The sequence below is a fragment of the Trinickia terrae genome (assembly GCF_005144415.1).
Lineage (GTDB): Bacteria > Pseudomonadota > Gammaproteobacteria > Burkholderiales > Burkholderiaceae > Trinickia_A > Trinickia_A terrae.
Genome location: NZ_SWJE01000003.1, coordinates 260,746 through 273,717, shown reverse-complemented (window position 1 = coordinate 273,717; position 12,972 = coordinate 260,746). Strand labels below are relative to the sequence as shown.

General features: G+C 63.9%; 12 protein-coding genes. 1 reads left to right on the top strand and 11 read right to left on the bottom strand.

The annotated features are described in order from the left end of the window. Positions 1 to 40: 40 nt before the first annotated feature. From FAZ69_RS06505 to FAZ69_RS06480, 6 genes are all read right to left on the bottom strand, one after another. Positions 41 to 766 (bottom strand): amino acid ABC transporter ATP-binding protein, encoded by a 726-nt coding sequence (locus FAZ69_RS06505; protein ID WP_136893130.1) that lies wholly within the window; start codon positions 764 to 766, stop codon positions 41 to 43. Then, the gene (gltK, locus tag FAZ69_RS06500; protein WP_136893129.1) at positions 763 to 1,440 is read right to left on the bottom strand and encodes a glutamate/aspartate ABC transporter permease GltK; all 678 of its coding nucleotides are present in this window, start codon (positions 1,438 to 1,440) and stop codon (positions 763 to 765) included. The genes FAZ69_RS06505 and gltK overlap by 4 nt, the downstream gene beginning before the upstream one ends. Further along, positions 1,440 to 2,180, bottom strand: a complete 741-nt coding sequence (locus tag FAZ69_RS06495) for an amino acid ABC transporter permease (RefSeq protein WP_136893128.1) — start codon at positions 2,178 to 2,180, stop codon at positions 1,440 to 1,442. The genes gltK and FAZ69_RS06495 overlap by 1 nt, the downstream gene beginning before the upstream one ends. 75 nt (positions 2,181 to 2,255) lie before the next feature. After that, positions 2,256 to 3,149: a glutamate/aspartate ABC transporter substrate-binding protein gene (locus FAZ69_RS06490; RefSeq protein WP_136893127.1), complete on the bottom strand. Its 894-nt coding sequence runs from the start codon at positions 3,147 to 3,149 to the stop codon at positions 2,256 to 2,258. A gap of 212 nt (positions 3,150 to 3,361) precedes the next feature. After that, entirely contained in the window at positions 3,362 to 4,666 is a 1,305-nt protein-coding gene (locus FAZ69_RS06485; RefSeq protein ID WP_136893126.1) for a Glu/Leu/Phe/Val family dehydrogenase, read from the bottom strand. A gap of 144 nt (positions 4,667 to 4,810) precedes the next feature. Then, on the bottom strand, positions 4,811 to 5,770 hold the full coding sequence (locus tag FAZ69_RS06480) for a LysR substrate-binding domain-containing protein (RefSeq protein WP_136893125.1): 960 nt from the start codon (positions 5,768 to 5,770) through the stop codon (positions 4,811 to 4,813). Positions 5,771 to 5,940: 170 nt separating this feature from the next. Between FAZ69_RS06480 and purB the strand changes: the two genes are divergently transcribed. Further along, the gene (gene purB / locus FAZ69_RS06475) at positions 5,941 to 7,329 is read left to right on the top strand and encodes an adenylosuccinate lyase (protein WP_136893124.1); all 1,389 of its coding nucleotides are present in this window, start codon (positions 5,941 to 5,943) and stop codon (positions 7,327 to 7,329) included. 146 nt (positions 7,330 to 7,475) lie between these two features. Here purB and FAZ69_RS06470 read toward each other — a convergent pair whose 3' ends face one another. From FAZ69_RS06470 to edd, 5 genes are all read right to left on the bottom strand, one after another. Continuing rightward, positions 7,476 to 7,898: a hypothetical protein gene (locus tag FAZ69_RS06470; RefSeq protein WP_136893123.1), complete on the bottom strand. Its 423-nt coding sequence runs from the start codon at positions 7,896 to 7,898 to the stop codon at positions 7,476 to 7,478. Positions 7,899 to 8,007: 109 nt separating this feature from the next. Then, positions 8,008 to 8,499, bottom strand: coding sequence for a gluconokinase (locus FAZ69_RS06465; RefSeq protein WP_136893122.1), 492 nt, complete (start codon positions 8,497 to 8,499; stop codon positions 8,008 to 8,010). 29 nt (positions 8,500 to 8,528) lie between these two features. After that, positions 8,529 to 9,890, bottom strand: a complete 1,362-nt coding sequence (locus tag FAZ69_RS06460; RefSeq protein ID WP_136893121.1) for a GntT/GntP/DsdX family permease — start codon at positions 9,888 to 9,890, stop codon at positions 8,529 to 8,531. A 243-nt stretch (positions 9,891 to 10,133) separates the two neighbouring features. After that, a complete protein-coding gene (gene eda / locus FAZ69_RS06455) occupies positions 10,134 to 10,769 on the bottom strand; it encodes a bifunctional 4-hydroxy-2-oxoglutarate aldolase/2-dehydro-3-deoxy-phosphogluconate aldolase (RefSeq protein WP_136893120.1) in 636 nt (211 codons plus the stop codon). Positions 10,770 to 10,781: 12 nt separating this feature from the next. After that, the gene (gene edd, locus FAZ69_RS06450) at positions 10,782 to 12,647 is read right to left on the bottom strand and encodes a phosphogluconate dehydratase (RefSeq protein ID WP_136893119.1); all 1,866 of its coding nucleotides are present in this window, start codon (positions 12,645 to 12,647) and stop codon (positions 10,782 to 10,784) included. Positions 12,648 to 12,972: the final 325 nt, after the last annotated feature.

The window sequence follows — 12,972 nt, the reverse complement described above, 5'->3', positions numbered from 1 at the left end:
GAGCGCGGCTTTTTCGTTTTGCGGCGCGGCGGCCACCCGCTCAATGCAGGATCTTCGCCAGAAAATCCTTCGCCCGGTCCGACTTGGGGTTCGCGAAGAAATCCTCCTTGCGATCGTCCTCGACGATGATCCCCTTGTCCATGAAGATGACGCGATGGGCGACCTTCTTCGCGAAGCCCATTTCGTGCGTCACGCACATCATCGTCATGCCTTCCTGCGCGAGCTCGACCATCACGTCGAGCACCTCGTTGATCATCTCGGGGTCGAGCGCCGAAGTCGGCTCGTCGAACAGCATCGCGATCGGGTCCATCGACAGCGCCCGCGCAATCGCCACGCGCTGCTGCTGGCCACCCGAGAGCTGCCCCGGAAACTTCTCCGCATGCGCCTTGAGCCCGACGCGATCGAGCAGCTTGAACCCTTTCTCGGTGGCTTCGTCCTTCGAGCGGCCGAGCACCTTGATCTGCGCGAGCGTCAGGTTCTCGACGATCGACAGGTGCGGAAACAGCTCGAAGTGCTGGAACACCATGCCGACCTTCGAGCGCAGCTTCGAGAGGTTGGTCTTCTTGTCGCCGACGGACTGCCCATCGACCAGAATCTCGCCCCGCTGGAACGGCTCGAGGCCGTTCACGGTCTTGATGAGCGTCGACTTGCCGGACCCCGACGGCCCGCACACCACCACCACCTCACCTTTTTTCACTTCCGTCGTGCAGTCGGTCAGCACCTGAAAGTGACCGTACCACTTCGATACGTTCTTGATAGAAATCATCTTGCGACCTTTTTCTGAAGACCTTTGACGAGGCTCGACGCGATCACGCAAATCACGAAATAGCACGCACCGGCGAACAGTACCATCTCGACGATGGAACCGTCGCGGTCGCCAATATTCGTTGCCGTGCGGAAGAAATCAGCGAGGCTGATCACGTAGACGAGCGACGTGTCCTGAAACAGCACGATCGCCTGCGTCAAGAGCAGTGGGACCATCGCGCGAAACGCCTGCGGCAGCACCACGAGCCGCATCGCCTGCGCGTAGCTCATGCCGAGCGCGAACGACGCGTTAAGCTGCCCGCGCGGCACCGCCTGAATGCCGGCCCGGATGATCTCGGAGTAATACGCGGCTTCGAACAGCGAAAACGCCACCATAGCGGAGGCAAGGCGGATGTCGATGTCAGGCGAGAGCCCGAGCACATTCTGCAACACCTGCGGGACGATCAAAAAAAACCACAGCAGAACCATGACGAGCGGGATCGAGCGGAACACCGTCACGTAGCCGTGTGCGAACCATTGCAGCGGCTTGACGCTCGACAGCCGCATGATCGCGAGCACGGTGCCCCAAACGATGCCGACGACGATCGCCAACACGGTGATCTTGAAGGTGACGACGGCGCCGGTCCACAGCGTCGGCAGCGCCCCGGGAATGCCACTCCAGTCGAAATGATGCATTACTTGCCTCCGATGTAGCCGGGCAGCCGGGTGCGGCGCTCGATCCAGCGCATGAGATTCATCACGACGAGGTTGACAAGCACGTAGGCGAGCGTCACCGCGATGAACGACTCATAGGCTTGCGCCGTGTAGTCGACGAGCTGGCGGGCCTGCGCGGACAGGTCGAGCAGGCCGATCGTCGAGGCCACAGCTGAGTTCTTGAAGATGTTGAGAAACTCGGACGTGAGCGGCGGCACGATGATCCGGTAGGAGACCGGCAGCAGCACGTAGCGATAGGTCTGCCATTCGGTGAAGCCCATCGCGAGACCGGCCGCGCGCTGCCCGCGCGGGAGCGCTTCGATGCCCGAGCGCACCTGCTCGCACACCCGCGCCGACGTGAACAGCCCGAGACAGACGATCGACGCCGAGAAGAACTGCACGCCCGGCGGCAATTGCTTGAACCAAGTGCCGGCCGACGCCGGCAGCAGCTCCGGCACGACGAGATACCAGATGAAGAACTGCACGATCAGCGGGATGTTGCGAAAGATCGCGACATAGACCGTGCCGATCGCCGCGAGCCGCCGGTTCGGCACAGTGCGCAGCACACCGAAGAACGACCCGACGACGAGCGCGATCACCCACGCCACGAGCGACACGCTGACCGTGACCCAGAGCCCGGACAGCAGCCAGCCCAGGTAGGTGGTCGGCTCGCCGGTGGAGACCGGGCTCAGCAGAATGCCCCAGTTCCAGTGATAGGACATGACGAGACTCCAAAAAAAGAGACGGGAGAGGCCTTCACCCCCTTCCGTCTCGTTCAACGCATGGTCCAGCGATAGTTAGTCGATCGCCTTGTCGTTCGGGCTCTTGAAGAGCGCCTTGATGTCCTCGCTCTCGGGGAAGTTCAGGTTGAGGCCCTTCGGCGGAATCGGCGATTCGAACCAGCGCTGGTAGATCTTGTCGGCTTCGCCGGACGTTTCGACCTGCGCGATCGCCTCGTCGATCACCCTTTTGAACTCGGGATCGTTCTTGCGCATCATGCAGCCGTATGCTTCGCGCGACTGCGGCGTGCCGACGATCACGTACTGGTCGGGGGTCTTCGACTTGGCGCGCTCGCCGGCGAGCAGCGCGTCGTCCATCATGAACGCCACCGCGCGGCCCGTTTCCAGCGTCAGGAAGGAATCGCCGTGGTCCTTCGCGCTGATGATGTTCATCCCCAGGTTCTTGTCCTGGTTCATCTTGCGCAACAGGCGCTCCGACGTGGTGCCCGCCGTCGTCACGACGGTCTTGCCCTTCAGGTCGGGGAAGTCCTTGATGCCGGAATCCTTCTTCGTCATCAGGCGCGTGCCGACCACGAAAATCGTGTTCGAGAAGGCCGCCTGCTGCTGGCGTTCGACGTTGTTGGTCGTGGAGCCGCACTCGATGTCGACGGTGCCGTTCTGCACGAGCGGAATCCGGTTTTGCGAGGTGACCGGCGTCATCTTGACCTTCAGGTTCGGCAAGTTGAGCTTCTTCTTGACGGCGTCGACCACCTTCATCTGAAACTCATACGAATAGCCGATCACGTTCTGCTTGTCGTCGTAGTAGGAAAACGGGATCGACGACTCGCGGTGGCCGAGCGAGATCACGCCCGTGTCCTTGATTTTCTTCAGCGTCCCGGCATCCTGGGCGTGCGCGCCGCCCGCGACGAGTCCCAACGCCACCAGCACCCATGCAGCTTGTTTAGTCTTCATTTCTGGTCTCTCCTTGGCTGGAATCTTTCAAGTTTAGCAAAAGTAAAAATATTGAAAGATTAAATATGATCAATCGAAAGGTAGACCTGTATGCCGGGGAGCATGAGAAATAAAAAAACGGGCGGCATCTCATCGATGCCGCCCGCCTCTCAGGTGCTAGCGCGGTCTTGTGGACCGCGCCGGTAGGAACTGATCTTTCGATCAGAAGGGGATCAGGGGTACAGGCCGCGCATTTCGCGCGCCATCAGGATCCGCTTGCACGCGACGATGAACGCCGCTGTGCGCACGGACACGTTGTTCTCGCTCGCCACTTGCCACACCGCGGCGAACGCTTCGCGCATCACGCGCTCGAGACGCTGGTTGATCTCCTCTTCGGTCCAGAAGAAGCTCGAGAAGTCCTGGACCCACTCGAAGTACGAGACCGTCACGCCGCCGGCGTTCGCGACCACGTCGGGGATCACGAGCACCCCCTTGTCGCGCAGGATGTCGTCGGCTGCCGTCGTGGTCGGGCCGTTCGCGCCTTCCACGATGATCTTCGTCTTGATCTTCGACGCGTTCTTTTCCGTGATCTGGTTTTCGAGCGCGGCGGGGATCAGGATGTCGGTCTCGACCGTCCAGAACTCGTCGTTCGCGAGCGGCTCGGCGCCCGAGAAACCGCCCACGCCGCCGGTCTTGGCGACGTGCTCGAGCAGCGCCGCGGCATCGATGCCCGACGACTTGTAGAGCGAGCCGGTGTGGTCCTGCACGGCGATGATCTTCGCGCCGGCTTCCTGGAACAGACGCGCCGCGATGCCGCCGACGTTGCCGAAGCCCTGCACCGCAACGCGCGCGCCTTCGATCGAGAGACCGGTGCGGCGCGCCGCTTCGGTGCCCACCACGAACACGCCGCGGCCGGTCGCTTCCTTGCGGCCGAGCGAGCCGCCGAGCGAGATCGGCTTGCCGGTCACGACGCCCGTGGCCGTCTGGCCCTGGTTCATCGAGAAGGTGTCCATCATCCACGCCATGATCTGCTCGTTCGTGTTCACGTCCGGCGCGGGAATGTCGGTATTCGGTCCGATGATGATGCCGATTTCGCTCGTGTAGCGGCGCGTCACGCGCTCGAGCTCGCCGCGCGACAGCTTGCGCGGGTCGACGCGGATACCGCCCTTCGCGCCGCCGTACGGCACGTTCACTGCGGCGTTCTTCACCGACATCCACGCGGACAGCGCCATCACTTCGGAAAGCGTCACGTCCTGGTGGTAGCGCACGCCGCCCTTGCCCGGGCCGCGCGACACGTTGTGCTGCACGCGGTAGCCCTCGAAGTGGGCGACCGTGCCGTTGTCGAGCTCGATAGGCACGTCGACGACGAGGATGCGCTTCGGACGCTTCAGCGTTTCGAGCCAGCGCGACAGCGAACCGAGGTACGGCGCGACGCGATCGACTTGTTGCAGATAGTTGCCCCAGGGGCCGAGATCGTCGCTATGCAGATACGAGGGAATGGATTGCGCAGCGGACGAGGACTGCAGTTGGGAAGACATGAAATCTCCGACGGTCAACAGGTGAGCGCCATTGTCGGGAAGGCGATTTCTGAAATCCAATGCCGATTCATTATCCGATTATGTTTTTTATGCATAACGATAACCCGAGGCTTGTGCGCGTCCGCCGCGGCGCGAAACGGCGAACTACGCGCTCTGCTGCTGCGTCAGCTCCGCAGCGACGACGTCCCACAGGCGCCGCACGAGTGCCTGACGCGGATCGTCGCCGGCCGCTGCGAGCTTGTCGCGATAGAGGCGGATCTCCATCGTCAGCGTGAACGGATTGCCGGACGAGCCGCGCGTCGCGCGATCGAGGCGGATCAGCTTGCCGTTGGCGACGGCGTCCTCGACCGCGCTGTGCGGCAGGAACGCGACGCCGTGGCCGGCCAGCGCCATCGCCTTCAGCCCTTCGGCCATGTCGGTCTCGTAGACGCGGTTCAGGTAGAGCCGCGCCGACGCGTTGGCGATGATGACTTCGGTCATGCGCCCGAGGTAGGCGTTCGGCGTGTACGAGAGGTAGGGCACGGGCGCCTCTGGCGTGCCGGGCAGCGTGTAGCGCGCGCGCCCCGGGCGCGACGGCGCGGAGAACGGGCTGATCGGCTCGGTGCCGAGCGTCAGCGTGTCGTAGCGCGCCGGGTCGAGCGCGATCGGATGGCTCGGATGGTGATAGCCCATCACGAGGTCGCAGCCGCCCTCGACGAGCGACAACACCGCGTCGTGCACATTGAGCGCCCGCAGGCGCGCGTGCACCTGCCCCATCTGCGCCTCGATGCGATGCAGCCAGCGCGGGAAATACGTGAGCGAGAGCGTATGCGGCACCGCGAACTCGATCGTCGCGGCCGGCGCGCCGCTATGGCCGCGCAGCACCGTGCGCGCCTCGCGGAACTGCGACAGCATCGTGAGCGCCTGCTCGTAGAACACCTGGCCTGCGGACGTGAGGCGCGTCGGATACACGGAACGGTCGATGAGCTCGGTGCCGAGCCACGCCTCGAGCGCCTGGATGCGCCGCGAGAACGCCGGCTGCGTGACGTGCCGCAGCTCGGCCGAGCGGCTGAAGCTGCGCGTCTCCGCGAGCGATACGAAGTCTTCGAGCCATTTCAGTTCCATGCGGACCTTTGCGAATGCGGGCGATGCAATGAGCAGCGAAGCCGGCATTTTACCGGCGCGGCCGCGGGCAACGCCGCACCTTGTCGCGCCGCGGGCCGCGACACGCGCCAGTGGTAAAATTCGCGGTTCTCCCCTGTTCGAACTGGCTATCGAGCCATCCCGCCCTCATCATGTCCGACACCCGCCCCGACACCCTCTTCGCCCTCACCGCCCTGTCGCCGCTCGACGGCCGCTACGCCGCCAAGACCGAAGCGCTGCGCGACTGGCTCTCCGAAGCCGCGTTCATGCGCCACCGCGTGACGGTCGAGGTCCACTGGCTGATCGCGCTGTCGCGCGCCGGCTTCGCCGAAGTGCCGCGCTTCTCGGAGGCGTCCGAGCAGTTCCTGCTGCAGCTCGTCGAGCGCTTCACCGCGCACGACGCCGCACGCATCAAAGATATCGAGCGCGTCACGAACCACGACGTGAAGGCCGTCGAATACTGGCTCAAGGAATCGGTGAAGGGCCAGCCGGAGCTCGAGCGCGCGAGCGAGTTCATCCACTTCGCGTGCACCTCGGAAGACATCAATAACACCTCGCACGGCCTGATGCTCGCCGGCGCGCGCGAGCACGTGATCCTGCCGGCGCTGCGCTCGGTGCACCAGCGCCTCGTCGCGCTCGCGCATGCGCATGCGGAGCAGCCGATGCTCTCCCGCACGCACGGCCAGCCCGCCAGCCCGACCACGCTCGGCAAGGAAATCGCCAACGTCGCCGCGCGCCTTGCACGCGCGATCGAGCGCATCGCGCAGGTCCAGCTGCTCGGCAAGATGAACGGCGCGGTCGGCAACTTCAACGCGCACCTGTCGGCGTATCCGGAGTTCGACTGGGAAGCGTTCTCGCGCGAAGTCGTGGAGCAGCGCCTGAAGCTCACCTTCAATCCGTACACGATCCAGATCGAGCCGCACGACTACATGGCCGAGCTGTTCGACTCGATCGCGCGCGCGAACACGATCCTGCTCGATCTCGACCGCGACGTCTGGGGCTACATCTCGCTTGGCTACTTCAAGCAGAAGACCAAGGCCGGCGAGATCGGCTCGTCGACGATGCCGCACAAGGTCAACCCGATCGACTTCGAGAACTCCGAAGGCAACCTCGGCCTCGCGAACGCGACGCTGCGCCACCTCGCCGACAAGCTGCCGGTGTCGCGCTGGCAGCGCGACCTCACCGATTCGACCGTGCTGCGCAACATGGGCGTGGCGTTCGGCTACTCGCTGCTCGCCTACGACGCGCTCAACCGCGGCCTCGACAAGCTCGAAGTCAATCCGCAACGTTTGAACGAAGACCTCGACAACTGCTGGGAAGTGCTCGCCGAGCCGGTGCAGACCGTGATGCGCCGCTACGGCATCGAGAACCCGTACGAGCAATTGAAGGAGCTGACGCGCGGCAAGGGCATCACGCGCGAGGCGCTGCAGCAGTTCATCGGCGGCCTGGCGATTCCGGCCGATGCGAAGGAGCGCCTTCTGGCGATGACGCCGGCTTCGTATGTCGGCAAGGCGGTGGAGCTGGCGAAGCGGATCGGCTGAGCGAATCAGGCGAAAAAACGCCGGGCAGTGCAAATGCCGTTCAGCCACGCGCTGAACGGTTTTTTTTCTGAAGCAAGCTGAAGCAATGCGAGTAAGCGGCATTCCGAAGAACGCTCGCTCGATCGCCACGATGGGCGATTCGGCGGTCAGAGTGCGATGCGCAGGCTCACGAGCTTATCGCCAACGTCGATGTCGTACTGCCGCGATTTTCCATCCTTCGACACGATCAGCTTGTAGTGGCTAGATGGCAAGCTATAGGGCGGACGAACGTAGAAAAGCGGTCCTTTCGAAATCGCATCTACGATCACCTCGCCCTTGGCGTTGACAAGCCGGACATGAACACCGGATTGGTAAGCTCCGTTCTTGTTCACAAACGTCAGGTGTACGTTGTAGTGATAGCGAGCCTGCCGCAGGTACGCCGAATCCGAGTCTTTGCCCATTCCTCCGCTGGCAAACATCAAGGGGTCTTTCGGTTCCGAATCGACACCTGCTGCAAAACCCGCCGATGCCGCGAACATGAGCATCGCTGTACCGCCGATCAAATACTTGTTGACTGCCCGTATCTTCATGAACATCCCCTATTGGCCGCCCGGAATGGGCAGCATCGAGATGCTTGGATTCGACAGTCATTCGATTTGTTCTACCAAGGTTTAGGCATCTAATCCGAGATGAGCAATCTCAAAACTCAGTCTGCGCGATCACGCTATCGACCATCTGCTCCGGCGTCAGATCAATGCTCACCTCGATCGCTTCGTCCGGCCCCGGCTCCTCGAGCGTATCAAGCTGGCTCTCAAGCAGCGACGAATTGAAGAAGTGGCCGCTGCGCGCGCCGAGCCGCGCCTTCAGCACGTCGAACGTGCCCTTCAGATAGACAAAGCGAACATCTGGATCGCCGCCGCGCAGGATGTCGCGATACGAACGCTTGAGCGACGAGCAGGTGAACACCGCCGTCTCGCCCGCACGCTCCTTCGCCTCGATCGCCGCGCGAATCGTCCTGAGCCATGGCCAGCGGTCGTCGTCGGTCAGCGGGATGCCGCGGTGCATCTTCTCCTTGTTGGCCTCGCTGTGAAACGCATCGCCGTCGGTGAAGCTGCACGACAGGCGCTCCGCCAGCAGTTCGCCAATCCGCGTCTTGCCCGCGCCCGACACACCCATCACGATGAAAATCATGCCCTGCTCCTGAAACTTCCTGAAACGCCTTAGAGCACCGTCGCCAGCGCGAAGGTCAGACCCAAACCCAACAGCGAGATGATGGTTTCGCACAGCGACCACGTCTTGAAGGTCTGTCCGACCGTCATCCCGAAGTATTCCTTGATCAGCCAGAAACCGCCGTCGTTCACGTGCGAGAAGATCAGAGAGCCCGAGCCCGTCGCGAGCACGAGCAGCTCGGGCTTCACCACGATGCCGCTCGCGGAGGCGATCGGCGCGACGACACCGCAAGCGGTCGTCATCGCCACGGTGGCCGAGCCCGTCGCGAGCCGGATCAACGCCGCCACGAGCCAGCCGAGCATCAGCGGCGAGAGATGCGCGTGTTTCGCCGTCTCGACGATCTGGCTCGAAATGCCGCTATCGCGCAGCACGCCGCCGAAACCGCCGCCCGCGCCGACGATCAGCGTGATCCCCGCGATCGGCGCCAGGCACTCGCTGCAGAACTTCTGGATCTGGTCGCGATTGAAGCCGCGCCGCACGCCAAACGTCCAGAAGCTGACCAGCACCGCGATCAGGAGCGCGACATCGGAGTTCCCGACGAAGTGCAGCAGGTTGTTGGCGAGCGTCTTCGGCGTGAAGACGAGATCGGCCCAGCTGCCGACGAGCATCAGGATCACCGGCAGCAGGATCGTGAACAGCGTGACGCCGAAGCCGGGCAATTCACGCTGCCCACCCTGAGCATGCGTCTCGACGAACTGCGCGGCGAGCGGATTGTTCTCCGGCAGCTTCACCTGACGATGGACGAGCAGCGCGAAGAGCGGACCGGCGACGATCGCCGTCGGCACGCCGATGATGAGGCCGTACGCAATGGTCTTGCCGATATCGGCGCCGTACGCCTGCACGGCCAGCAGCGCAGCCGGGTGCGGCGGGATCAGCCCGTGGACGACGGAAAGCCCCGCCACCATCGGCAGGCCGACGAGCAGCAGCGACTTGCCCGTGCGCTTCGCGACGTTGAACGCGATCGGGATCAAGAGCACGAAGCCGACCTCGAAGAACACCGGCAGGCCGACGATGATCGCGACGAACATCATCGCCCAGTGGATGTTCTTCTCGCCGAACCAGTTGATGAGCGTCGTCGCGATGCGCTCCGCGCCGCCCGACTCCGCCATCATCTTGCCGAGCATCGTGCCGAGACCGACCACGATCGCAATGTGGCCGAGCGTGCCGCCCGTGCCGGTTTCGAACGACTTCACGATCTTGTCCATCGGCATACCGACCGCCAGACCGAGCAGCAGCGAAACGATGATCAGGACCAGGAACGGGTAAACCTTGTAGCGCGCGATCAAGAGGATCAGCGCCGCGATGGCGATCACCGTGTAGACCAGCAGCGTGCTGCCTTGGACAGTTCCCATGAAGCTCCTCCTTTTGATTATTCGGCCGGCATGCGAAGCGTTGTCGGCCCCTAGCGTACAACGGGCCGCGCCTCCCGGCGCGCGGACGTTGCATTCTACTTTTGTTTAATCGTCAGCGATAGAACCGGTTCCATAAGCGAAAACCCTCATCGAACTGCGCAATTTGCGCGTTTGACGAGGGTTTTGAGATAAGACGGGGGCGAGGCCTGCCGATACGGATCGCAGGCCTCGAGGCAAGCGGGATTAGCTGCGGTGTGCGGCCAGCTCGGTGGCGGCGTGTGCGAGGCGGGTCACTTCGTCCCAGTTTTGCGCCGCGAGCGCGGCCTTCGGCGTCAGCCACGAGCCGCCCACGCAGACCACGTTCGGCAGCGCGAGGAAGGTCGGCGCCGATTCGGCGGTGATGCCGCCCGTCGGGCAGAACTTGAGCGTCGGGAACGGCCCCTGGAACGCTTGCAGCATCGGCACGCCGCCCGCCTGCTGCGCCGGGAAGAACTTGACGATCTCGTAGCCGAGCTCGAGCGCGACGATGATGTCCGACGGCGTCATCACGCCGGGCAGGAGCGGCAGGCCGGCGTCCACCGCAGCCTGGTGGATGTCCTTCGTGAGCCCCGGCGACACGCCGAACTGCGCGCCGGCCTTCTTCGCGAGCGCGCACTGCTCGGGCCTCGTGATCGTGCCGACGCCGACCACGATATCCGGCGCCAACTGGCTCGCCCGCTCGATCGCTTGCAGGCCGGCCTCGGTGCGCAGCGTGATTTCGAGCACCTTCACGCCGCCCGCGTGCAGCGCGCGCGAAACGTGCTCGCCCTGCTCGGCCGAGTCGAACGCCAGCACCGGAATCACGGGACCCAGACGTACGATTTCGCTTACCGTCTTCATTTGCAAGACTCCTTATTGCTGTACGTGAACAAGTCGATCGGCCGTCTCGCCGACGAGCGGACCGAACACCGAAGCGCCCATTTCCGCTGGCGCCGCGGCCGACCGGAAGACGCCGAACAATTCGCGGCCGAAGCCGACTTCGTTTTCTGCCTGATGGGCAGGCGCTTCGACTTCGCGCGCATCCCACTCGGCGGCATCGATCTCGATGTCGAGGACGCCCGCTTCGGCGTCGATGACGATCGTATCGCCGGTGCGCATTCGCCCAAGCGGCCCGCCGAGCAGCGCCTCGGGCGAGACGTGGATGACCGCCGGCACCTTGCCCGATGCGCCCGACATGCGCCCGTCGGTGACGAGCGCGACGTGGAAGCCCTGGTCCTGCAGCACGCCGAGCAGCGGCGTCAGGCGATGCAGCTCGGGCATCCCGTTCGCGCGCGCACCCTGGAAGCGAACCACGGCGACGAAATCGCGCTTCAGCTCGCCATTGTCGAACGCTTCCTGCACGGCCTCCTGCGAATCGAAGACGATCGCCGGCGCCTTCACCTTTCTGTGATCGGGCGAGACCGCCGAAATCTTGATCACGCCGCGGCCCAGCTTGCCCTGCATCAGGCGCAGGCCGCCATCCGGCTGGAACGGCTCGCCGATCGGACGCAGCACGTTGGCGTCGCCGCTTTCGGCCACGCCCGGCACCCACTTCAACTGGCCATCGATCAGCTTCGGCTCCTCGGTGTAGCGCGCGAGGCCCTTGCCTGCGACCGTCGTCACGTCGTCGTGCATCAGGCCGCCTTCCAGCAGATTGCGGACCAGAAACGCCATGCCGCCGGCCGCATGGTAGTGGTTCACGTCGGCCTTGCCGTTCGGGTAGATCTTGGCGAGGAGCGGCACCGCTTGCGAGAGCGTGTCGAAATCGTCCCAGTCGATCAGGATGCCGGCCGCGCGCGCAATCGCGACGAGGTGCAGCGTGTGGTTGGTCGAGCCGCCCGTCGCGAGCAGCGCGACGATGCCGTTGACGATCGCCTTTTCGTCGATCACGTGGCCGATCGGCGTGTAGTTGCCGCGCTCGGCCGTCAGGTCGAGCACGCGGCGCGCCGCCTCCGCGGTCAGCGCGTCGCGCAGCGGCGTGTGCGGGTGGACGAAGGCCGAGCCCGGCAGGTGCAGGCCCATCACTTCCATCAACATCTGGTTGCTGTTGGCGGTGCCGTAGAACGTGCAGGTGCCGTGCCCGTGGTAAGCCGCCGATTCCGCCTCGAGCAGCGCGTCGCGACCCACCTTGCCGGTCGCGAATTGCTGGCGGATCTTGGCCTTGTCGTCGTTCGAGAGGCCGCTCGTCATGGGGCCTGCTGGCACGAAGATCGTCGGCAGATGGCCGAACTGCAGCGCGCCGATCAAAAGGCCAGGCACGATCTTGTCGCAGATGCCGAGGCACAGCGCGGCGTCGAACATGTTGTGCGTGAGCGCGACCGCCGTGCTCATGGCGATCACTTCGCGCGAAAACAGGGACAGCTCCATACCCGCGTTGCCCTGCGTGACGCCGTCGCACATCGCCGGCACACCGCCCGCGAACTGCGCGACGCCGCCGCTTTCGCGGGCGGCTTCCTTGATGATGTCGGGATAAGTCTTGTACGGCGCATGCGCCGAAAGCATTTCGTTGTAAGCGGACACGATGCCGATGTTCGGCTGGCGGATCTGCTTGATCACGAGCTTGTCGTTGCCTTCGAGGCCCGCGAAGCCGTGCGCGAGATTCGCGCACGAGAGCGCGCCGCGCGCCGGGAACCGGCCTTGCGCCGCGTCGATGCGCGCAAGGTAGGCCGAGCGCGTCGGCTTGCTGCGTTCGACGATGCGTTTGGTGACCGTGGTCAGCGTGGAATGCGGCGAGGTCATGGAAAGACGCTCCTGAAAGACCGCGCAGCGGTGAGGCGCGCGAGTAGGTGGGATCGCGGGGACGTCCACAAGTTCGATCGGACTTGCGGAGTTTAGTAGAAAAACTACAAGCAAGCAATGAGGGAGAGAGGGGATTGCGGGAGAAATTCTGGCCGATGTCGTCCGGCCTGGATGGGCTTTCCGCTCAATCGCTACTTGTGCATTGCACAATCACACATCGGGACTGGCTCTGTTCCAGTGAGTCTGCCACATCAAGATATGTAGATTTTCTACATCAAAACAGCGATACTCTACCGAACGATTTCCCTTCGCCGCGCCGCGCGCG